At 46.6% G+C, this 24120-nt stretch carries 16 protein-coding genes; 5 read left to right on the plus strand and 11 right to left on the minus strand.

The features are described from left to right. Positions 1–331: 331 nt before the first annotated feature. The 4 genes from DWB79_RS09555 to DWB79_RS09570 all read right to left on the minus strand — a co-directional run bounded on the left by DWB79_RS09555 (position 332) and on the right by DWB79_RS09570 (position 6667). A complete protein-coding gene (locus tag DWB79_RS09555) occupies positions 332–2620 on the minus strand; it encodes a methyl-accepting chemotaxis protein (protein ID WP_016523836.1) in 2289 nt (762 codons plus the stop codon). A gap of 123 nt (positions 2621–2743) precedes the next feature. Then, complete coding sequence (locus tag DWB79_RS09560; RefSeq protein WP_016523837.1) at positions 2744–3514, minus strand: leucine-rich repeat domain-containing protein; 771 nt, start codon at positions 3512–3514, stop codon at positions 2744–2746. Positions 3515–3661: 147 nt separating this feature from the next. Then, positions 3662–5650, minus strand: a complete 1989-nt coding sequence (gene tkt, locus DWB79_RS09565; protein ID WP_016523838.1) for a transketolase — start codon at positions 5648–5650, stop codon at positions 3662–3664. Positions 5651–5665: 15 nt separating this feature from the next. Then, a complete protein-coding gene (locus DWB79_RS09570; RefSeq protein ID WP_016523839.1) occupies positions 5666–6667 on the minus strand; it encodes an AAA family ATPase in 1002 nt (333 codons plus the stop codon). A gap of 146 nt (positions 6668–6813) precedes the next feature. Here DWB79_RS09570 and DWB79_RS09585 point away from each other — a divergent pair, with 146 nt between their 5' ends. Beyond that, positions 6814–8886: an InlB B-repeat-containing protein gene (locus DWB79_RS09585; protein ID WP_016523840.1), complete on the plus strand. Its 2073-nt coding sequence runs from the start codon at positions 6814–6816 to the stop codon at positions 8884–8886. A 205-nt stretch (positions 8887–9091) separates the two neighbouring features. Here the strand turns inward: DWB79_RS09585 and DWB79_RS09590 are convergent, their stop codons facing one another. The 7 genes from DWB79_RS09590 to DWB79_RS09620 all read right to left on the minus strand — a co-directional run bounded on the left by DWB79_RS09590 (position 9092) and on the right by DWB79_RS09620 (position 16912). Continuing rightward, complete coding sequence (locus DWB79_RS09590; RefSeq protein WP_206181113.1) at positions 9092–9235, minus strand: hypothetical protein; 144 nt, start codon at positions 9233–9235, stop codon at positions 9092–9094. Positions 9236–9306: 71 nt separating this feature from the next. Next, positions 9307–10446 (minus strand): vWA domain-containing protein, encoded by a 1140-nt coding sequence (locus DWB79_RS09595; RefSeq protein WP_016523841.1) that lies wholly within the window; start codon positions 10444–10446, stop codon positions 9307–9309. A 19-nt stretch (positions 10447–10465) separates the two neighbouring features. After that, positions 10466–12346 carry a RelA/SpoT family protein gene (locus DWB79_RS09600; RefSeq protein WP_016523842.1) on the minus strand — a complete coding sequence of 627 codons (1881 nt, stop codon included), beginning with the start codon at positions 12344–12346 and terminating at the stop codon, positions 10466–10468. Positions 12347–12576: 230 nt separating this feature from the next. Further along, a complete protein-coding gene (prmC, locus tag DWB79_RS09605) occupies positions 12577–13542 on the minus strand; it encodes a peptide chain release factor N(5)-glutamine methyltransferase (protein ID WP_016523843.1) in 966 nt (321 codons plus the stop codon). Positions 13543–13546: 4 nt separating this feature from the next. Continuing rightward, on the minus strand, positions 13547–14614 hold the full coding sequence (gene prfA, locus DWB79_RS09610) for a peptide chain release factor 1 (protein WP_016523844.1): 1068 nt from the start codon (positions 14612–14614) through the stop codon (positions 13547–13549). A 133-nt stretch (positions 14615–14747) separates the two neighbouring features. Then, entirely contained in the window at positions 14748–15644 is an 897-nt protein-coding gene (locus DWB79_RS09615) for an ankyrin repeat domain-containing protein (protein ID WP_016523845.1), read from the minus strand. A 53-nt stretch (positions 15645–15697) separates the two neighbouring features. Further along, positions 15698–16912 carry a cation:proton antiporter gene (locus DWB79_RS09620; protein WP_016523846.1) on the minus strand — a complete coding sequence of 405 codons (1215 nt, stop codon included), beginning with the start codon at positions 16910–16912 and terminating at the stop codon, positions 15698–15700. A 920-nt stretch (positions 16913–17832) separates the two neighbouring features. On the opposite strand from DWB79_RS09620, the gene DWB79_RS09625 reads away from it, so the two are divergent. The 4 genes from DWB79_RS09625 (at position 17833) to uvrA (ending at position 24114) form a co-directional block, all read left to right on the plus strand. Beyond that, positions 17833–18555 carry a DUF4912 domain-containing protein gene (locus DWB79_RS09625; RefSeq protein ID WP_016523847.1) on the plus strand — a complete coding sequence of 241 codons (723 nt, stop codon included), beginning with the start codon at positions 17833–17835 and terminating at the stop codon, positions 18553–18555. Positions 18556–18745: 190 nt separating this feature from the next. After that, positions 18746–20320 (plus strand): 1,4-alpha-glucan branching protein domain-containing protein, encoded by a 1575-nt coding sequence (locus DWB79_RS09630; protein WP_016523848.1) that lies wholly within the window; start codon positions 18746–18748, stop codon positions 20318–20320. Between the two features lie 147 nt (positions 20321–20467). Continuing rightward, positions 20468–21211 (plus strand): 2,3-diphosphoglycerate-dependent phosphoglycerate mutase, encoded by a 744-nt coding sequence (gpmA, locus tag DWB79_RS09635; RefSeq protein WP_016523849.1) that lies wholly within the window; start codon positions 20468–20470, stop codon positions 21209–21211. Between the two features lie 20 nt (positions 21212–21231). After that, entirely contained in the window at positions 21232–24114 is a 2883-nt protein-coding gene (gene uvrA / locus DWB79_RS09640) for an excinuclease ABC subunit UvrA (protein WP_016523850.1), read from the plus strand. Positions 24115–24120: the final 6 nt, after the last annotated feature.

Below are 24120 nucleotides of genomic sequence, written 5' to 3' on the forward strand. Positions count from 1 at the left end.
CGAGTTTGCTAACCGCAAACTCGATGATTGACGTATGCGCGTTCCGCGCACGAATGCAACAGTCTTCGAGAATTGATATTCTCTCAACTGTTGCATTTTAAGGGGACGTTTATTTTCAGCCGCTGAAATAGCGCGGCTGAAAAACACTGCGAGTTTGCCATTCGGCAAACATCGTAGATTATATGTGCGCTATCGCGCACTAATTGAACAACTTCCAAAATTGACACTTTGTTCAGTTGTTCAATTTTAAGGGACGTTTACGTGGTAGAACATGGGCATCTCTAGAAACTCAGATATAGTTTTAAGAGATGCCTTTATTCGTTTCAGCTATTTATTCATTGGTTTTTATATTTTGCAGATGATCAGTGTGCGTAATCAGTGCATTGAGCGTACCGATCGATTCGCTCGTTTCGGCTTCTACTCCGCGTGTTGTCTCAACTGCATCATTTAAGCTTTTAATATTTGTGAACATAGCCTCGATTTCCGTATGTACTTTTTCGGTTGCTTGCAATAAGCTGGTAAAGCTTTCATTGATTTTATTTCTGAGTTCGGAAACTTCGGTTTGTTCCTCTTGAACATCAATGGATTGATCAGCGAGCGATTGCATAGCGTTATTCATTTTTTTGGCTTGTACATCGACGTCTTTTAAGAAGGATGAAATATCTCCTAATATCGTTTGGAAGTTATTGACCTGCGTATTGATATTGTCAAAGCTTTTTCGCAATACTTCCGAAGCTTCCGCAGAGTCTTTAATGCTTTTATTGATGTGCTTTAAAATCTTACCGGTATTATCAGCTTCATACGCGGAGTTTTCTGCAAGTTTCCGTATCTCATCGGCAACGACCGCAAATCCTTTTCCCGCTTCTCCGGCATGGGCAGATTCTATCGCCGCATTCATTGCCAATAAATTTGTTTGCTCTGCGATAGCGGTAATAATTTGGTTTGTTTCCAGCAGGCTTTCCGAGCTTTCGTAAATCGCATTGATAATATCTGTAACCGTTATTAAATGATGTTTACCGGCATCGCTTGCTTCACGGATGTACGAAAAGTTATGATTTATTTCGTTGAATTTTTCCGTTAGTCCGTTAGTAGCATCGTTTAACTGTTTAATCTGCGTTACCGTTTCTTCTGCCGCATCGGATTGCCGTTCAATTCCTTGGCGCATAGTATTCAAAAAAGCATTAAAGCTGTCGGTTGCATTTTGCGTACTGCGGAGCTGATTACTTTGTTCGGACATTTCAGATTTTAACGTTTGTACTTGAATCGATAATGCCTGCATCGACTGTTCCGCTCCGTCCATGTTTTGTGACAAAACCGTTTCTTGCTGTTGTAGTTTATCGCTGGTATGTCGGATTTCATTAAATAAAAGCGTTTTCTGTTTGTCGGAATCCGACAGCTGTATTTTTATCTCCTCGCTTTGACGATTATAAATATGTGTTTTCCATGCAAAACCGAATGCCTGCGCTAATAAAAATGCGGAAAAACCAAACGGCAGTAAATTCCCTGTTGGTACAAGCATCATACTGTAAAACAAATCGTTTAACGTGAAAATCGTCAAAATGATAATACCGATAACAATAAATATTGCACCTTCCCGTTTACGGATGAGCAGTTTGATGATCAAATAAATGACATAAACGATAATCATAACAATCACTAATTGATGAACTTGTATGAGTTTCCCGTAGATATAAGACGGCGTTACACAAATAAAAGCTGTGTATGCCAGTGCCTCAATCATAATAATACGATTGATAATTTTATGGGTGTCTTTAGGATAGAGCGCTGCAAAATAACCGACTACGGAAAAACTGAGTAATGCAAAGGTAAGATAGTCGATTTTAGTATCGATGTTCCAAGATAAAGAAGGAAAAAGGATTCTAAAGACAGGTCCCTTTACCATGTTGCGGAGAACGACGAGAATACTGAAAAATACGAACCATAGGATACTTTTATTATCAGGTTGAAATAGATAAAGCGCAAGGTGATACAGAATAATTGCGACACCAAACCCAAAAACAAAAATCTCAATAAAAAGGAATGCAAAATTGGCACGTTCGGCTTTTGTCTTTGTTGCAAACTTAATTGTTTGGTAAATACCTCCGCGTGAATGAAAAAAGTTTGAAACTTGAATGGCAAGGCATACTTCGGTTATATCTTTTGGAATATAATAGAGAATGTTTCCTTCGCCACGGACAGATGTTTCTCGTGAAGCTCCTACTTTTCCTGAATGGGCTTGCAATTCTCCATTTACATAAAAACTCCATGCGGAAATCGGAGAAGAAAATTGTATTGCCAATTCAGGATGCCGATCCGGTAATAAAATCTGTAGAGTATAAGTACCGTATCCGAAAGCAGACATCTTTGTTCCGTCAGATAAAACAGTTGAACTCCATTCTTTCGGACATTCGATAAATACCGTAGGGTTACGCACATCTTCTGGTGAAGAAAGTAACTGGCGATTATAGAATCCCATCTTTCCGCTTATCACGATACTTTGAGTGTCATTGAAGTTTTTATTGCGGAGATCAAGTACTCCGTTTTGAATGGTTTGGGAAAAAACGGGGGCAAAGCATGTACTCAAGATTAAAAACACTATAAGTTTTTTTATATGTTTCATTGTGTCTCTCCTTAAAAAGTTTACCAAGACTGCATAGGGTGAGCAGCCTTGGTATGTGTTCGTTAGCTAAAATGAGATAGCTGTATCAATCGGCGTATCCATGTCGAGCTGCCTTGCGTGCGCTTACGGTTCTATCGGAGCATTTCCGCTATCGAGAATAGCCCATCCATTTGCCTTCGCTTGCTGTAATGCGGCGGCAGAGGGCTTGCCGTTTTTGATTTTATCTCCCACCGCTAAAATGCGTGCTTCGCGGACTGCGGCGCTGTTTTCTGTTGCAGCGGGAAGGCTTTTCAGCAAAGCGTCCATGGCTTCCGTTTCGATGGCGTTCATATAGCACCGCAGCTGTGTGAGTTTTTTACAACCTGATACGTCCAATACCGATAACTGATTGATACCGCACCACAAAAGCTCAAGCTGTGTCTGTTGTGAAATGTCCAATCCGCTTAAACGGTTATTATAACATTGCAGCCGTTTTAAGTTCTTATTTGCGGATAATTGCAGCTGTGTAATGTTATTACCCGCGCAGTACAGTATTTCCATATTGGGACAGCGGGAAACATCGATGTTTTCTACGGTGCCGTTATCTTTAATATCCAGTTCGCGGATATCTCCGGTAAATACGATCGTTGTTCCCGTAGCTTTCAGCAGCTGCATCGGTTTGTCTTCGTTGAGTTCACGAACCTCATCCGTTCCCTGAATCTCTGTTTTATCGGCGCCCTGTACCCTTACCGCCGAGCCGTCTTGCGTTCTTATTCTAACCGATAGTGTTGAGCCTTCGGGAACAGTAATGGTTACGGCTCCCGTTTTTTGTGTTGAAGACGGCGCTGTCGTACAAGCGGCAATCATTACCACTGCTGCTGCAAGCAAAATACCTGTTTTCAAAATTGTTTTCATAGATTTTCTCCTATTTAGTTTATGTTAGTTTAATAGATAAATATTCGGATTACTTCCGGTTTACTCGGAATCTTCTGTTTTGTATTTGTGCAAATTCGACGGTTACTAAGGCTGCATAAAGCGGGCAGCCTTAGTAATCCTTTGTTTCTATTCTTTGATACGGGCGGCAAGCGCTTGGGCGGTAAATCCGAGATGCTCCGCAACTTTTTTTGCGGGACCCGACTCGCCGAAACGTTCTATCGAGAAAATATCTTTCTCCGGCGACTGTACCCAGCCTTCCCAGCCCTGTTTAACTCCGGCTTCTGCAACCATTACACGGACGGCACTGCTTCCCACCAACTGCTCTTTATATGAAGATGTTTGTGCTTCCAGAAGCTCTTTCGACGGAACGGAGACTACCCGTACTTTTTTCGGGGCGGCAAGCTGAGCGGCTTCGCAGGCAAGGCTGACTTCGGAACCGGTCGCAAATATCGTTACATCGGGCGTACCGTCCGTATTTTTTACGATATAGCTGCCGGCGGCTTTCATCAGAGCTTTCCACTGAGGTTCGGCTTTTTCCAGTATGGGCAGATTCTGGCGGCTCAGTATTAAACAGACCGGCCGGTCTTTCTGCTCAAGCGCAATTCTCCATGCGACGGCGGTTTCTTCCGCATCGGCAGGGCGGAGTACCAGTAGATTAGGAATGGCGCGGAGGCTTGCGAGTGTTTCCACCGGCTGATGGGTCGGGCCGTCTTCGCCGACAAAGATGGAGTCGTGGGTCAATACAAAAATAGAAGGGATGCGCATCAGCGCTGCAAGCCGGAGCGCCGGACGCAGATAGTCGGAGAACACGGCAAAGGTTGCGCAGAAGGCGCGGAAACCGCCGTGCAGCTGAATACCGTTGGTAATCGTTGCCATCGCGAATTCTCTGATGCCGAAGTGGATATACCGTCCCTGCGGTGTTGCGGCAGTAAACGATTGGGCATTCTGCAAGGCGACCGCATTCGGCCCCTGCAAGTCTGCCGAACCGCCGACGAGATTCGGGAATGCTTTTGCAAAAGCGTTCAGTGCGGTTTTGGAAGCAGCCCGCGTCGCAATCATTTCATCTTTTTTAAAGACAGGATCGGCAACGCCGTCCAGTACGGCTTGGTCGATACCGCCTTGTACAAAGCTGCGATCCCATTCTTTGCGCCGTTCGGGGTAGGCGGCGCTCCATGCGGCAAAGCGACTATTCCAGTCCGCTTCCGCTTGAGCACATTCCTTTTGCCGCTCTTCAAAATAACGGTAGGCTTCGGGGACGACAAAGAACTGTTTTGCAGGATCAAGCCCCAACGTCTTCTTTGCCTGCGCCAGCTTCTCTTGACCGAGCGGCGCTCCGTGTGCGGCGGCGGTTCCCTCAACGGCGGGCGCTCCCTTTCCGATCACCGAATCGAGTATGATAAGCGAGGGGCGGGGATCTTTTTTTGCCTCCGCAGTGAGTTTTTCTATATCGCTGTAGGAATACATCGAACCGTGCAGCACCTGCCAGCCGTAAGCCTCGTACCGCTTTGTAACATCTTCGGTAAAGGCGATATCGGTGGAGCCGTCTATCGTAATATTGTTTTTATCATAGTATACAATGAGCTTACCGAGTTTCAGCGTACCGGCGAGGCTCGATGCTTCGGAAGAAACGCCTTCCATTAAACAGCCTTCTCCCACCAGCGCATAGGTGTAGTGATCGACAATGCGGTACTCTTCGGTGTTGAACCGTGCTGCAAGCATCGCTTCGGCAATCGCCATACCGACTGCGGTAGAAATACCCTGACCGAGCGGCCCGGTGGTGGCTTCGACGCCAGGGGTGAGTCCGTATTCGGGATGCCCGGCGCAGCGGGAACCGATCTGGCGGAACGAGCGGATATCGTCAAGCGAAAGATCGTAACCGGCAAGATGCAGCGCGGCATACAGGAGCATAGACCCATGCCCCGCCGACAAGATGAACCGGTCGCGGTCTACCCATTGGGGATTTTTCGGATTATGCCGTAAAATTTTTGCATACAGCATCGCTGCGAGTTCGGCGGCTCCGAGCGGAAGCCCGGGATGGCCGGAATTAGCTTTTTCGATTGCATCGATTGAAAGGCTCCGTATCGAAAGCGCTACGGCGTCAAGTTCTTTATTCATAGTTCCTCCAATATGTTACGGCTGCGGAATAAGTTCGAGCAGCTCGGCGATAATTTCATCTGCACTGATATTTTCCGCGCTCGCTTCATACGAAAGTTTTAAGCGGTGGCGCAGAATAGGGTAGGCGAGAGTTTTTATGTCTTCGGGCAGGACATAGTCACGTCCGTTCAAAAATGCCCGTATTTTTGAACACCGATAAAGGGCGATGCTCGCACGGGGAGAGGCTCCGACGGTGATATAGCTAAGATAACTGCCGCGGGGCAACTCTTCCCGTTTTTCGATAATGGGACGGGTTGCCGTAACCAGTGAAATAATGTATTCGTGTAAACCTTCGGTGCAGCGGACTGCTTCGGCGCCTCTACGGATGGTATGGAGCATATCGACGGAAAGAATTGCTTCGGTTTCGGGCGCTTGCATTTTTTTTACCGAAGCGGTGATGTTCTCGCTTTTCAGCATGATGACGAGTTCATCCGCCGGTTTAGGGTAGGGGACAAAAAGTTTAAACAGGAAGCGGTCGAGCTCCGCTTCGGGAAGGGGGTAGGTGCCTTCCTGTTCAATCGGATTCTGGGTTGCAAGTACGAAAAACGGTGTGGGGAGCGGATAGCTCGTTTCTCCGATGGTAACCTGTCCTTCCGCCATCGCTTCGAGCAATGCGGATTGAACCTTTGCCGGTGCGCGGTTTATTTCATCTGCCAAAACCACCTGTGCAAAAAGCGGCCCCCTGCGTACCGAAAAGCAATGTGCGGTGGAATCAAAGATCAGTGTTCCGGTGAGATCGGCAGGCAACAAGTCGGGCGTGAACTGGATGCGTTTAAAACTTAATTGAGAAAGCTCCGCGAAAGTCCGTACCGTTAAGGTTTTGGCAAGACCGGGGGCACCCTCCAGCAACACATGTCCGCCTGCAATATAGGCAACAAGAATATCATCAATGAGCCGTTCCTGCCCGATAACGGATACAGCCATTTGTTTTTTAAACGCAGCAACCCGCTGCAGCGCTTCGGTTTGTAAACTCTCCATATTAAGGGAGTGTACGCATATTTTTCATTCTATGCAAGATAATGTAATTCTGTAACTTCTTATAATCTTATTCCTTGTATGTAGGCTGCATTTTACTTTTAATCATATTGATAGTGTTAGAAAGAGCGATTTTAAAGGAGCCGCGTGTGAAAAGATTTTTTTCCCTTGTTTTGATTCTTGCCGGTGTGTTTATAATTGCCGGCTGTCGCAATCCTTCTCTGAGGACGTATACGGTAACGTTTAATACGCAGGGTATCGGTATGGTGCCGGCAGCGTTTACGGTTGCGGAAGGAAGTAAGCTCACCGCAGCGCAAATACCTTCGCCTACGGCTATCCCCACAAATAAAAGCTTTGACGGCTGGTTTAAAGACACTTCTTGTACGCAGCCGTGGAACCATGCCGCCGATACGGTTACCAAAGATATTACGCTCTATGCAAAGTGGCGTAATGCTTTGCCGCTTACACCGATTGAACCTTCGACGCCGCTATACACGGTAACGTTTAATACGCAAGGTATTGGTACTGCTCCGGCGATGCTTACGGTTGCGGAAGAAAGTAAACTGACCGCAGCGCAGACACCGGCACCTACGGCCATCCCTTTAAATAAAAGCTTTGACGGCTGGTTTAAAGACACTTCTTGTACGCAGCCGTGGAACTATGCCACCGATACGGTTACCAAAGATATTACGCTATATGCAAAGTGGCGTAATGCTTCGCCGCTTACTCCAATTGAACCGTTGTATACGGTAACGTTTAACACGCGCAATCTTACATCACCCCTCACTCCGATAACTGTTATTAAAAATCATACTATCCCTGCAACTGATATACCGAATCCTACGCACCGGACATGGAATTTTTCCGGCTGGTATAAAGATAAAAATTGCAATGCTCAATGGAGTACGGCCTCCGATACCGTTACGGCAGATATAACGCTTTATGCAAAATGGACTCCTAAAACTTTTTCAAAACAGGATTTATGGGAAAGTAAGAAAACTGAAGGATCGACAAACTATTTTCGAATTCCGGCATTGGCACAGACAAAAGACGGGACGCTGATTGCCGTTACGGATTTACGATACAATCATACTGCCGATATCGGTAAGTTCGGGCCTAATGGGGAATGGGGGCAAGCCTCCCATATCCATCGCGTGGATGTAATAATTAAACGCTCTACCGATAACGGCTTGACATGGGATAGCAGCAGTACAAAAATTACAAATGCACCGGATAATCCCGTGCAATACGGTTATGGAGATGCCGCTATCGTGGCGGATAGAGAGTCGGATAATGTACTGATTATTTGTGCCCACGGGGATACCCGCTACGGACATTATAAGGCAGAAAATGCAAATACACGGCTTAAAGTCGTCAGGCTCCGTTCCTCAGATGGAGGTAAAACGTTTACACCGCCTGAGGAAATTACGACTTCCATTTACGGTTTAAACGGTAGTTGGGGAACGCTTTTTTTCGGTTCGGGGAAGATTATGCAGTCTCGCAGGATAAAAAAAGATAATTATTATCGTATTTATACAGCACTGTTAGTTAAAAAGACATCAAAAGCTCTCTTCGGAAATGCCGTGTTGTACTCCGACGATTTCGGTGAAACATGGCAGGTTCTCGGCGATACGGCTGTGTCGCCGATATCGAACGGTGATGAAGCCAAGGTTGAAGAGCTTCCTGACGGTAGAGTATTGCTTTCAAGCCGCACAAAAAACGGACGTCTTTTTAATATCTTCACTTATACAAATGAGGTAACTGCAAGCGGGCATTGGGAAAGCGGACAAAAAGCACAGCTCGGAACGGAACGCGGTACGAACGGTGAAATATGTATTATACAAGCCCGTAAAGCCGATACAAAAACGTCGGTATATCTTGCATTGCAGTCTATTCCCTTATCCTCAAAACCGCACCCTAAGAGTGGTGAACCGAACATCCGTATGGATGTAGGCATCTACTGGCGCGTAATAGAAGAGAACATCGGTCTTTCGGCATTGGCAGACGGTACCAAGTGGAAAAAATATCAAGTATTTACCGGAGAGAGCGGGTATTCGACAATGGTGATACAGCAGGATCACCGGATCGGTTTTTTATATGAAAAATATGACCATATTACTCATTCTACAGATATGAATGACGTATACGATATCCGCTATGAGAGTTTACCTATCAGCACTATTACTAACGGCGAATACGAAGCGGCGTTTTTAACGGAGTAGCAACATAGTTTCCGTAAGCCTTTTGAAATAGACTGTTAAGCAGTTGTACATCCGTGTACAACTGCTTAACGACGAGATTTGTGCATAACACAAATCTCGCTCCTGTATAAAACCACGGACATCCGTGTCCGTTCTGAAAATGCTAGGAGCGTACAAAAAACACCCGCAGGCACGGTAAAAAATGTACGTCCTGTACATTTTTTACCTACGTGTTTGCTGCGCAAACACGCTGCTGCGTAGAACCACCGCCGTCCATGGCGGTTCTGATACGTCGAGCATTTATTGCAGAAGCGGCACGGATGCCGCTCGTCGTAAACAGTAGCGATGTTTCGGCACCGCCGAAACTCACAGTCAAAACTATACACGGATGTATAGTTTTGACGATGTGACAACGCAGGTATGCCGTCTATTTCAAAAGGTCTAGTAGGTTTTATTATGCGGCAGTATAATCGGGAACAGTTTTACATCCTTTGCTTTTGCCGCTTCGATAACGCCCTCTTTCGTAATTGAGCCTTGAGGGCGGGGATGGGGAGGTGCATCACCGATGAGGATCAGTTTGCGGTCGGTGTCCGTATCGGTACGCCATTCAAGGTCTAGTCCTGCGTCGATACCTTCGTAAACCGCTTCAGGGAGATCACGTCCGCCGAATACGCTAAAACTCTTGAGAGCAGCGGAAAAACGATCGATATCCGAGGTAAAATCGGTTGCAGTTTTAGTCAAAAAATCATCATAGTAGTCTTTATAAAGGACAAGTCCTATCCGGTATGAATCATATTTGGGTAGGACTTTTTTCAACGAAGCTGCAAGCAGCTCTCTGACTTTTTGTATATCATCTTTCATACTTTCGGTTGCATCGATGACGAACACCACATCGAGTTTTTTGTGTTTCTTCGGCGTCAGGATGACTTCAATCGATGGCATAATACCGTCAACGTTCTCCGAATAGATCAGTTTATTGCCGCTCAAGCGGGCGAGTTCCGAAAAAGAAGCGGCGGCCGGTTCGCTAAAAGCCGGATCATGCACTTCCTTAATCGATTTTTGCGTTACACGAAGAACGAAGGGGTTATCGCTAAAAGAGCCGGTATAATCGGCGTAGGGTTTTTCAAATGCACGGATATTAAAAAACGTGCCGTCCAATACCTGCACTTCGCCGTGTCTGTCCCATTCATAGCCGTAACAGATAATGTATGGTACCCAAATATGAAATGCTTCGCCGAGCGGCGTGTCTTTTTCGGGACTGGAGTCTATCAGGCTGTAAAGCCGCTTTCCGCGGGTATCCAGCTCTTTGCCGTTCAGGATACGCTTTTCATCGCCGTTAATGCTGTTGTATTGGAAATCGCGGTAGGCAAAGTTATCAAGCCGCTTTTGAGGATCCTTTGTCGTCTCCGTCATCAAGATGGAAGCGATATCGGGTTTTTTCCGAATATAAAAATGATACCCGGCTCCTTTAGGGTCTTGAATAACTGCAAGATCGCTTTGGTCAAGCTCTAAATCCGCCCCGAATAATGGAAACAGGAATCCGATAAGCGCAATAACCGTAACAATACCGTTCTTTTTCATACTTTTAATATCGAACGGATTACTTATGCGGCTTAATTTTTTTCTGCGTTTTTTCAGGATTTTTCTGTTTGCTTTCTTTTATATCCCACTCAACGTCGATGAGGCGGGCTTCCAAATCGGGGATTCTTGTGAGGTTGATACAGTTTTTCCGATGGATGATAACTCCTCTGCCGTTGGCGACATAGCCGCAGATAGCGGAATCGGAGGTCGGCTTACAGCATCCGGCAAAACGCACGGGAAAGTTAGTAGAGCCGCCGATACGTATCCGCAATGCGGGGTTTTTTTGAGGATCTTTTTGAGCTGCTTCGAGTTCCCGTTTTGTTGTTTCAGCTTCTTTCGGTGTTTCTTTGGGCGGTCGCTGCGCTTCTTTTGCCGAATCTTCCGTAAGATCCGTTCGCTGTCCTTTTTCTTCTTTTTCAGTACGGAGCAGATTTTCGTGCAGTTGGAGCCATGCGCGGATTTTTTGACGTGCCCGCGTCGTATGGGCGTTTTCGTACTGGTTGTGTGTGGGGTGCGCGTTCGGGTGTGTGATAACCTCTACCACTTGCGTGTTTTTGAGCGGGCGAGAAAGCGGGATGATGGCGCCGTCGGCCTTCGCGGATACGAGCTTTTCCCCTATCGACGAATGGATACGGTATGCAAAATCGACGGCGGTTGCACCGGCGGGCAACTCGATAATATCACCCTTAGGAGTAAACACAAAAATCGAATCGCTTAATAAATCGCTTTTCAGTTCTGCGAGGAATTCTTCATTATTAAAGCGCTGTTGTGCGAGCGACTTGACCTGCTGCACAAAAGATAATTCCTGCTCGTTCGCCGTTTTGTTCTTGCTGTGTTTTTTATACACCCAGTGGCTTGCAACGCCGCGCTCGGCTATTTCGTGCATTTCGTGCGTGCGGATTTGGATTTCTAAGGTTTGGCCGCCCTTGCAGATAACGGTGGTGTGGAGACTTTGATAACCGTTCGCCTTCGGCATAGCGATGTAGTCCTTGAAGCGGCCTTCAAGCGGCTTCCATACCGTATGCATCAGGCCGAGGATGGTATAGCACTCGTTCACCGTGGTACATAAAATCCGCACGGCGAGGAGGTCGTACAATTCATCTGCCGCCTTGTTCCGCTTTTTCATCTTTTGGTAGATAGACCAAAAATGCTTGGCACGGCTCTGCACTTTAACCTTGATACCCGCTTTTTCCATCGTTTGATAGATGGTTTTTTCGGCGCTTTGTAAAAAGGCTTCCCGTTCTTTTTTCTTTGCCGCAACAACGGTTTTTATCTGATCGAAGGCTTCGCGGTTGATGTATTTGAGGCTTAAATCTTCAAGCTCATTTTGAACGGTGGAAATACCCATCCGCTGGGCAAGCGGCGCCCAGATTTCACTGATTTCGCCGGCGATACTGCGCTGCCATTCCGCAGGGTATTCGGAAATATACCGAATCTTATCGAGCCGGTCGGCAAGTTGGACAATCATAACCCGTAAATCGCTTACAAGGGAAAAGAACATCTTGCACACGGTATCGGTATGTTCTTTGCTTTTATTATACAGCTTTACATCAGAGAACTTTGCCGCCGCATTCAAAATATCCGCCGCCGTATTCCCGAATTGAGCGCGCAGTTGCTCATCCGGTAACGTAAAACTGCCGTCTTCGCTGTACAGCAGCGCGCAGATGATACTTTCGGAATCCATTTCAAGCGCGGCAAGACTATGTGCCATGCGTAGCGAATGGGCGGCGTCGTGCGGAATGGGGGCGTCTGCTGTCGTATCGGGTATACGGTTTGTAAGCAAAAGATTCCACGCCGCGGTAATCCGTGCGGCGTCTTCAGGATTTTCCGCTTCCGCATAACAGGGATACTGCGCAAAAAAATGTTCAAGACTACTTAAGTTTTCAACTTTTTGTATCATCGTGTCATCATCCTCAGGGACACCACGGCAAACGTTTCTTGAATATCCCTGCAAAATAATTGAGTCTGTTCGACCAGAGTTGAACCTCTTCGCGGTTCAAATGGTCTCACAACCTCAATTATTTTGCGGTCTTGATCAATTGGTCTGCTGTGATGACCCTTCGTTTAAAATAAACTGCGGAAAATTTTGGAAAATTTTTCCGCGAAAGGAATGCAACCGCCAAAATGGTTTTAGAGCGGTTGCTCCGATACGCCTTCGATTAGTCTGTCTTGGCCTGCTAAATCTTGATAGATACGGATGTCCGAAAAGCCTGCTGTTTCAAAGAGCTTGCTTGCGGCTTGGGCATGGTATTCTCCTACCTCGCTTAAAAGAACTCCGTTGCGGTTTAGGACAGTACGGGTATTATTTGTCAAAATCCGTATAAAATCAAGACCGTCGGAGCCGCCGTCAAGGGCTAATGCCGGTTCATTCCGGCCGTCTTTGAGCAGTTCTTGCGTCAGTGCGGAGGGTACATACGGCGGATTGGCAGCGATAAGGTCGAAGCGGAGAATATTGGGGAGCAGGGAAGATGGAGATAGAGATTCTCTAACACGGGCGATTGTTTCCGGCAATGTACACATATCTCCTTCGAAGATGTAAAGCCGCCTTTGAGTTTCCGCTGGAAGGAGCCGCTGTGCATTGAGGCGGGCTATGGCGAGGGCTGCGGGGGAAATATCGGCGGCAATGAAGCATATATTTCTGATGCCTTCCAATTCTAGCGTATGTAAGATAGATATTGCAACGCAGCCTGAGCCTGTGCAGGGGTCGAGTATGAACAAGGTTTGCTTCTGCCGGAGAGCCGCCGCTTTTTCTCTTATGATAACAAGGCTCCGCTCTACCAGCAGTTCGGTATCGGGCTTGGGGATAAGCACATCGGGGGTAACCTGAAATGAAAGCCCCCAAAAGTCTTTTTCGCCGGTGATATAGGCAATGGGTAAACCGGTGCAGCGCCGCTCCGCCGCTGCGTAAAAGAGTTCCCGTATCGGGGAAATATCGGCGTCATCATGGGCAAAAAGCCATGCCCGCGGCTTATTGAGGAAGTGCTGCAGCAGGACATCCGCATCGAGCGTTAAAGACGAGCGGGGCTGCGTTTTCAGTATTACCGACTGCATAAACAAATCGACGGCGCAGCGGCGGGCATCGGCGACGGTAAACATCCGGTTATGCTTGAGCTTTCATCATTTGCTCGCGGGCGGCGATGCAGAGCGCTTCGACGATTTCGTTGAGGTCTCCTTGCATAATCGCATCGAGCTTGTAGAGGGTTAGGTTAATCCGGTGGTCGGTTACGCGGTTTTGCGGATAGTTGTAGGTACGGATGCGTTCCGAGCGGTCGCCCGAACCGACTTGATTTTTTCGGTCTTCCGCCCGCTCCGATTGCTTCTTCGCTTCTTCCATATCGTAGAGGCGGCTCCGCAATACGCGCATTGCCTTTGCCTTGTTTTTAATCTGGCTTTTTTCGTCCTGACAGATAACAACAAGACCGGTCGGGATATGGGTAAGTCGCACGGCGGAGTCGGTGGTATTGACGCACTGACCGCCGGGGCCTCCTGCGCGCATAACATCGATGCGCAGATCTTCCTGCTTGATAACGATTTCCGTTTCCTCCGCTTCGGGCAAAACCGCGACGGTTACCGCACTCGTGTGAATACGCCCCGAGCCTTCCGTTTCCGGTACGCGCTGTACGCGGTGTACTCCCGATTCATAGCGGAGACTTCCGTACACATACTTCCCCGAAATGGACAATGTTACTTCTTTAAACCCTCCCAGCTCGGTTTCATTTGAGGAAAGAATTTCGTATTTCCAGTTTTTCAATTCCGCATAGTGCGTGTACATTTTTAAGAGATCCGCTGCAAAGAGCGCCGCTTCTTCTCCGCCGGTACCGCCGCGTATTTCCATAATGATATTTTTTTCTTCCAGCGGATCGGGTGGAATGAGCAAGACTTTAAGGTTGTTCTCGCTTTGCTCCAGCTGCGCTTCAAGGTTATGCAGCTCTTCTCGAGCCATCTCTTTCAGCTCATGGTCGGTTTCTTCCTGCATCATTGCACGGGTTTGTGTAATTTCTTCTTCAAACCGGAGATACTGCGTATATTCTTCCATCAGCTTTGAAAGATAGGCATGTTCACGCATTACTTCTTTGTAGCGGCTTTGGTTTTTAATTAACGCAGGGTCTTGTATTTCTTGTTCCAGTTCTTTCCAACGAACTGATAAACTTTCAAGTTTTTCTTTCATAGTCATTCACCTTAATCGTACATTTTAGCCGAATGGAACGGCTGATAAAAATTTTGGAGAAATTAATGAGCATCTCTAAAAACTTAGTGAGCTGTTTAAAGATGTTCTAATGTTAAATAGTGTCGGAACACAGCTAAGGCTGCTTCATAGCTGCTAAAATTTTTTTATTGTTGAACAGCTTTGCATATCCGAGCGCAGACATACCTAAATGATCAGAAATATTCCAATCTGCCTTGTGCTTGATGAGGAGTTGTACCATCGGAATATCTTTTCTGCCGACGGCGAGGATTAATGCCGTCTGACCATCTTTGCTCTGAATGTTTGTATCCGCATTCTTTGAGAGCAGCAACTGAGCCGTTTTTAAATCACCGATTTGAGCAGCTTCCATCAACGCTGAATAGGAACGGTCTTCGGCACAAAGATTTATCTCTGCTCCATATTCAAGTATCAATGAGGCAATTTCGTAATGTGAGTTTCTAATTGCAAGCGAAAGCACCGGAGTACCGCGCGTGTCTCGTTGAGAAGCGCTAAAACCTGCCTCTAAAAAGAGCCGAACAATTTCGTCTTTACCTTCTTGTACTGCTGTAGCAAAATTTGATTCGCAACAAGGAAAGCCGTTATTCAGCAACTGTTCACGAGCAAGCCGTTTTCGTTCTGTTGTTAAGAAATTATGCTGCTCTTTAATAAAATAATCTTCAAATATATCAAGCGCCAAAGGAATGATAAATTGTTTGCAGTTTTCCGGGAAAGCTACGGTATTTTTCTGTCCAAATGTTAATATAGGCAGATTTTTTCCGATACCAAGACCTAAAAAGAAAATAAAAGTAGGGGCTAATGAGGACGTATGCTGACCAAAAATAAATAGAATATGCGAGGCATCCTGTAGTAGAGTTGTGGGAGAATATACGCCATCTTCCCATAACCTATCAGCTTGATAGTGTACGACATCGCATTGATGAGATTCAATAATATGAGCGGCAGCTTCGGCGATTTTCTTTTCCGTTTTTTCGTACAGGACAACAATTTTCATATCACTGTGTAATATATCGTAAAACAGAAATCATTTCAATAATTCTTGAAGCGCTAATGTTCAATTGAGCCTGAGCGTATCAGAGCTATCTTCGCAGTTACCGGTCCTACCAATTCATATAACACTGAAGAAGCCAGAATAATATTAAACAGGATAAGTCCGTCTTTTTCCGGCAGCATTGCTTTTCCCATAAATGCAAGTCCGATTGCAACACCTGCTTGCGGTATCAACGCAAACCCCATATTGTCCGTTATCTTCTTATCAAGTGACAGTATTTTACACGGCGTGTATGCACCGATGCATTTCCCGAATATTCTGGTACAAAAATATGTAATGCTGATGACCCCTGCTGTTACGATAACAGTAATATTCATATTCATACCGGAAATGATAAAAAAACTGCTCATCACTGGAGGAGAAAAATTATTCATTTGGTCGAACAGAGTTTTATCGTTTGTCCGGTTGTAATACACGGCGCCGCATACCATACAAGCGAGCAGTGGGCTTACCTCGAAGTATGAACAGATACCGGAAATCAAGAAAAGAAATGCGACGGCTAAAATGAGGCGATTGTCAAAGCTCCGTTTTTCCGTAATGAGAAACTCCATACACAGGGCGGTAATAAAGCCTAACATCAGCATTGCGGCATTGAGGGCAATCGGTACCACAATACTCATAATATTAAACACAGCGCTTTCCTGCGCATTGACGACGGCAACCATAATACTGAACACAAAAAGGCAGACAACATTGTCAAAGGCGGTAATACGCAACAGCAGATCGACAAACGGACCTTTCCCGTTGTATTCTTTTATCGTCATAATGGTACTGGCGGGAGCAGTCGCTGTTGCAATCGCGCCGAGTAAAAGCGAGAACGAAAGTCTCATTTTAAAGACGAAGAGCATAACGACGGTAACTAAGCATCCCGCTAACAGAGATTCGCAGAGTGTGATAAATACAACATCTCGAAATTCCTTTCTGCCGTCGCTCCGTTTAAAGTAGCGTCCCATATCAAAAGCGATAAAGCTAAGCGCAATAACGGAGATAACGTCCAAGTTGACGATAAAATGGCGGTGGATTAAATGTAATCCGTTCGGGCCGATCAGTATTCCGGCAAGAAGATATCCACTCACCTTCGGCAGCTGTATCTTTTTTGTGAATCGAGTAACTAAAAAGCCGCTTATCAATATCAGTGCAAAGGATATCAGGATTGTAGTCGGTAAATTAAGATCTTTAACGATGTTGTAAATAAAATCGATTATATTCATCTGTTTGCTCATCTTTGATACGCGAAGGTGCGCCGCCGAAAGGCGATTGTGAATTTAGAGGTGTTCTATACTATAGTATATGGTTAAAAGACGCAACCTCCTTTTGAAATATACGGCATATCTGCGTTGTCGCTACGCCGAAATAAATGCTCAACGTATACCCGATACGTCTCCGCTTTATTTCGGCTAGGCTCCTAGCATCTACGCCGTCTATTTCAAAAGGCTTACGGAAAGGCTATTTTATTATGGTGCTGCTGAAAATGCTCAACGTATCAGAACGGACAGGATGTCCGTGGTTCCACGCAGTAGCGATGTTTTTGCACAGCAAAAATTCGCGTTCAAAAATTGACAAGGAGGTCAATTTTTGAACTTGCCAAGGACGGCGGTGGTTCTAGTTAGTAGCGTGTTTGCCCTGCAAACACGTAGGTACAAAATATACAGGGATGTACATTTTGTACCGTGCCTGCGGGTGTTTTTTGTACGCTCCTAGCATCTGCATCGTCTATTTCAAAAGGCTTACGGAAAGGCTGTTTACTATGCTGCTATTGCAATAAATGCTCGCGTATCAAATATACGTCTCCGCTTTATTTCGGCTAGGCTCCTAGCATCTTCAGAACTGCCAAGGATGGCAGTGGTTTTATACAGGAGCGATGTTTTTGTGGAACAAAAACTCGCGTCCAGAAGTGTACACGGAGGTACACTTCTGGACAGGCTATTTTCAAAAGGCTTACGGCAAGTTTATTTTTAACGTAAGGCAAATGCATTAAAAGGATATATCGGACTTCGCAGAAAAGTTGGTCGCCCTACCATATAGCAACGCTTTTGAAAAGAGACGACGTAGATACAAGGCGCAAGCACAAATTAACCGCAGGCGTATCTTTGATACGTTGAGGATTAATTTGTGCGCAGCAACGAAGTAGATGCGCCGTATATTTTCAAAAGACTTGAGTCTTGACATAACGGTGAATATTTTAGATGATGCCCTAATGGGTAATGCGGTGAAATTTACCAGATCTTATTTGCAAACACTGTCGACGGATGCTCTTTTTGCATTGGCAGACCAATATGGGCTGTTTTTGTCGTCGGATTTGACGCGGCATCTTTTGATTGGCGAATTGCTCGATCTTGATGACGGTACTGCGAATGATGAATACAGTGGTGATTCCATTGTTGCGGCTATAAAACCTCATGAGGCAACCTACAGTTATAACATGACTGAAATACGGGTTATCTTAAAGAATCCGCTGTGGTTTTTTGTCTTTTGGGATTTTCATAAACGCCTTTTTACCGAATTAACGGAAGCGAAAGATTTTTCTTTTTTTTCACTGCGAGTGCATTCACTCGATCCTGAGAATACTTCAAAATCGTTGGATTTTTTTGATATACAGGTGCTCAAGGATGACCGCAGGCACTATGTGCATGTCTCTTTTGAAGAATATTTGCATCGTATCGATTTAATGGCTCATTTTACGAACGGTCGTGAACAGATATTAGCACAATCGAATATCGTCGGCATGCAGCGGAAAAATATTCCGCAACGGCTTTGCATTTCACAAAATGCGGTGAATAAGATAATCAGTTTATCGGGATTGGCTGCTTTAAAGAAGTCCCACTTTCAGCATTACCGGCAGGCCTTTAGATAAAAAAGCTTGGGGATGTCTTAAAAGGTGGTTGCTTTTTCGCCATCCCAGACGAATTTAAAATTAAGTCTTTATATAGCAATGACTTAATTTTAGGCATGGCAGATAAATCTAAGGAAACTGTACAAAACTTCAGTTGTGTACAAGTCCTAAGCGGCCTTGTGTTCGAAGAACAGTATATTCGAGGTACCCGATGATTAAAAAGACATTACTTTTTATTTTTCATGCTCACGTACCGTATATTCGTCATGAGGATGAGAACGAGCCGCTTGAGGCGACACAGTTATATGAGATGCTGTCATACGGTTTTTTACCGTTTTTACGGATGTGCAACCGTTTGGATGCCAATGCCGTTCCATTTAAGTGTGCGCTTGTCATTTCTCCGCTTTTGTGCGAAATGTTGAAATCCCCTTTGTGTCAAAAACGGTATGGTACATATTTGGATCGGCATATCGTTTTTGCGCAACAGGAATTGAAGCGGGCAGCAGGAACGTCTCGGGAAGATCTTGTCCGGCGGTATCTTGAATTTTTAACGCTTAATCGGGAAGATTTTCATACCCGTTATAAAAAAGATATTTTAAGCGGAATAAATTTCTTTGCCAACAAAGGATATATTGAGCTGCTCGCAACATCGGCAACGCCATGCTTTTTTCCGTTCTATCAGGATATGCCGGAAGCGCTTACCATGCAGATTGAACAAGGACTTAGTAGTTTTCGGGAAGATTTTGCGGCGGTGCCTGCAGGATTTTGGCTTCCGTCAATGGGATATGATACGGGATTAGACAGCATTATCAAGTCGTATGGTCTCGATTATACCGTATTGGAAAGCCAGAGTTTTTTATTTGCCGACCGTCCGCCGGTAAACGGTATCTTTTCCACCGCAATGGGCGAAAGCGGTCTTTCTTTTTTTGGAAAAGACAGTACTGCATACGCCGATATTGCACATTCTGAAACCGGTTTTTATCTGCACCCCGATTACCTCGATACGGATAAAGATGCGGGGTTCGAACTCGACGGAGAAGCGCTTTCGCCCCTGTTCGATGTGAAAGAAGGGCGGCGTGCAACGGGATTTTGCTATCATCGGCGAGGCGGCGGTGACTATGACGCAGCGGTAGGTGCACTGCAGGCGGAAAAAGATGCCGAACGGTTCATCGCAAACCGTGATGCGGTATTAACGGAGGCTGCTGAATTGCTTGATATCGAGCCAGATCCGTTATGCTCCGTTTCCGTGCTTCCGCTCCGATTTCTTGGCAAAACATGGATGGAAGGAATGTGGTGGCTGGAAGCAGTATTCCGCAAACTTGCGCAGCGGCACGATATGCAGTGCGCCTTACCTACCGAATATCTGAAAAAAGTGCGGCGGATACAGAGCATTAATCCTTTTTATGCTTCCAACCTGCCGAGCGGATATGCAGATGAACTGATCAATAGCTCAAATGATTGGATGTTTCCCCGCATTCAAAAGGCTACCGAACGGATGATTGACCTCGCAGGACGTTTCCCCGATGACCAAGGTCTTAAAGAGCGGATGCTGAATATGGCAGCGAAAGAGTTATTGCTTGCGCAGTCAATGGATTGGCCGCTGATGGTGGATGCTCAAACCTCTGCAGAATACGCCGCTGCGGAGTGCGAAGAACATCTTGATGCCTTTACCGATGTATATGATTCGCTCGGTTCGGGTTCGATCGGTACCGACCGGTTGATTAAAAGAGAAAAAGAATATCCGATATTTTCGGAGATGAATTACCGTTTTTATGGGGTACGATAAAAAGCTCCTCCTAAAATAGCGTCGGAGCTTTTTATCTCGAGTTTGCATGAGCAAACTCGATTATTTACGTGTGCGCGTAATACGCGCACGGCTAAAACCTTTTTCGGAAACTGATGTTTCCTGCAAAAGTTTTTATGGGAGTAAGAAATGAAATTAGTGCTTATACGTCATGGCGAAAGCGAATGGAACAAGTTGAACCTGTTTACCGGTTGGACTGATGTGGAACTGTCGGACAAGGGTGTAGAGGAAGCCAAGGAAGGCGGAAAGGCGCTTGCCGCTGCCGGTTTTGACTTTGATATCTGCTATACCTCATACTTAAAACGGGCGATTCATACGCTGCAATTCGTATTGGACGAACTTGATCGCAACTGGCTTCCCGTCGTTAAAACATGGAAGCTGAACGAACGGCATTACGGCGATTTGCAAGGACTGAACAAGGCTGAAACAGCTGAAAAATACGGAGAAGCGCAGGTGAAAATTTGGCGCCGTTCCTTCGATATTGCGCCGCCCATCCTCGCCGAAAATGATACGCGCTGTCCGTATCTCCAAACTGCATACCGCGGCATCGACAAAGCGGAACTGCCCCGTACCGAAAGCCTGAAAGATACGATTGCACGAGCTGTTCCGTATTTTGAATCGGTAATTAAAAGGGATATGCTGGCAGGTAAGCGCGTACTGATTGCCGCCCACGGAAATTCGCTCCGTGCGCTTATTAAATACTTTGAGCACCTCAGCGATGAAGAGATTATTCAAGTGAATTTGCCGACGGGTGTTCCGCTTGTCTATGAATTTGATACTAATTTTAATGTGGTGAGCAAGGTCTATTTGGGAGATCAGGAAAAAATCAATGCCAAGATAAACGCCGTTGCGAACCAAGGCAAGGCGAAATAAGCGTTAATTTAATCTTTATCATGCAAGAAAATGAAGTACAGAACCGTGCGCACGCCAATAAACTCATCGTTAAAGGTGCGCGCGAGCACAATCTGAAAAATATCGATGTGGAGCTGCCCCGCGACAAGCTTATTGTGGTGTCGGGGCTTTCCGGTTCGGGAAAAAGCTCCCTTGCCTTTGATACCATCTTTGCCGAGGGGCAGCGGCGGTATGTGGAATCCCTTTCGGCGTATGCGCGGCAGTTCTTAGACCGTATGGATAAACCCGATGTCGATTATATCGAAGGCTTGTCTCCGGCTATTTCCATAGAACAAAAGACTACGCACCGTAATCCGCGCTCGACGGTCGGCACGGTAACGGAAATTTATGACTACTACCGCCTCCTGTATGCCCGAACGGGGCATCCGCATTGTCCGCAGTGCGGGAAAGAGATTCAGGAGCAAACGGTCGATCAAATTATCGATGCGATTATGAGCTGGGAAGACCGTACCCGTGTTCAAATCCTCGCGCCGATTATCAAAGGCAAGAAGGGTGAACACCAGAAGATTATCGAAGACGCCCAAAAGGCGGGTTTTCTCCGTGCGCGCATCGACGGACTGACGGTTAATTTGGAAGACGGCGTTAAGCTCGATAAACAAAAAAAACACACCATAGAGATTGTCGTCGACCGTATTCAGCTGTCTGCCGATGTCCGCAAACGGCTTTCGGAGTCGGTGGAAACTGCGTTGGAAAGTTCCGGTGGGACGCTGATAGCGTTACGGCAAAAGACTGCGGATGATCCGATAACGGAAGTGTTCTTTTCGCAAAAAAATGCCTGTCCCGACTGCGGTATTTCGATGCCGGATTTGCAGCCGCGCCTTTTTTCGTTTAACAACCCTTACGGCGCTTGCCCCGAGTGTACCGGATTGGGGCATAAGCAGCGTTTCGACTTTAAGCTGATGGTTCCCGATACCTCGCTGTCCTTTAACGAGGGGGCGTTCTTGCCCTACAATCCTGATTCTGCGTGGAACCGCACTCGCTTTGAGTCGCTTGCCCGCCGCTTCGGTTTTTCACTCGACACACCGGTAAAAGATTTATCAAAAAAAGATTTAAAGATTATCATGGATGGTTCCGGCCTTGAACCGATTGAATTTGTGTACGAACGGCAGGACGGGTCGGGTAAGTCAAAGTACCGCCGTCCATGGCTCGGCATCTATGCTGACATGCAGCGCCGGTATAACGAAGCGTATTCGGCAGCGCAGCGGGAATCCTATGAAAAATACATGGCGGTTACGACGTGCGAACACTGCGGCGGTAAGCGTTTAAAGCCCGAAGCCTTGGCCGTTACCGTCGGCGGTAAAAATATTTACGAGTTAAGCAGCCTTTCCGTCGGCGATTCAATTACGTTTTTTGAAAAGCTCAAGCTGACCGCTACGGAAAAGACCATCGCGCACCAAATTCTAAAAGAGATAACCTCCCGCCTCCAATTTATGAAAAACGTGGGGCTTGACTACATCACCCTTGAACGGAAGGCAGCGACGCTGTCCGGTGGGGAATCGCAGCGGATACGGCTTGCAACCCAAATCGGCTCCAGCTTAATCGGGGTGCTGTACATTCTCGATGAACCGTCCATCGGACTGCACCAGCGGGATAATCAGCGGCTGATCGATACGCTGCTGTACCTGCGCAACCTCGGCAATACGCTCATCGTAGTAGAACACGACGAGCAAACCCTCCGCGTCGCCGACTACATCGTAGACCTAGGCCCGGGCGCAGGGGTACATGGCGGCGCTGTTGTAGCGGCGGGTACACCCGACGAGGTGATGCAGGTAAAGGAAAGCCTTACCGGTCAGTACCTTGCGGGAACCCTCTGCATGGAACTTCCTGCGGAACGTCGGAAAGGAAACGGCGCCTTTTTAACTTTGCAGGGAGTAACCGAGCATAATTTAAAGAATGTTTCGGTTTCCATCCCCCTCGGAGCCTTTACCTGCATCACCGGCGTTTCCGGTTCGGGAAAGTCCACGCTCCTTTCGGATGTACTGTACCCCGCCGTATCCAATGCGCTGATGCGCAGCGGCTTGCCGGAGGGTGCATACAAAAAGATAAAAGGTCTTGAGCATATCGATAAGGTTATTAATATCGATCAAAGCCCGATCGGCAGAACGCCCCGCTCGAATCCTGCGACTTATGTAGAGGTGTTTACTGCGATTCGTGACTTGTTTGCAAACTTGCCGGAAGCCAAAGCACGGGGCTATAAGCCGGGACGCTTTTCGTTTAATGTGCGGGGCGGCCGCTGCGAGCACTGTCAAGGCGACGGCGCTATCGCAATCGAAATGAACTTTTTACCCGATGTGTATATCACCTGCGATGTGTGCCGCGGCAAGCGGTTTAACAAAGAAACGCTCGATGTCCGGTACAAGGGGAAGAACATCTCCGACGTGCTCGAAATGACCATCGAAGAAGCCGCCGAGTTCTTTGCTCCCGTGCCGCAGATCGCCCGCAAAATGCAAACCCTCCTTTCGGTAGGGCTCGGCTATATCCGCCTCGGGCAGTCGGCGCTTACGCTGTCGGGCGGCGAAGCGCAGCGGGTTAAACTGGCGCACGAGCTTTCCAAGCGCTCGACGGGGAAAACGCTCTATATTTTGGACGAGCCGACAACGGGACTGCATTTTGCTGATGTTAAACAACTGATGGAGGTTATTCAGCGGCTGGTGGATCAGGGTAATACCGCCCTAATGATCGAGCACAATCTCGATGTCATCCTACAAGCCGATCATATCATCGACCTTGGTCCGGAAGGAGGTTCCCGCGGAGGTACCGTTATCGCAGAAGGCACGCCGGAAGAAGTTGCCGAAGTGAAAAAGTCCTACACGGGATTTTACATTAAAGAGATGCTTGACCGACATCGGCAAAAAAGTTCATAGTTTTTA

It is taken from the genome of Treponema medium (assembly GCF_017161265.1).
In the GTDB taxonomy this organism is placed as follows: domain Bacteria; phylum Spirochaetota; class Spirochaetia; order Treponematales; family Treponemataceae; genus Treponema; species Treponema medium.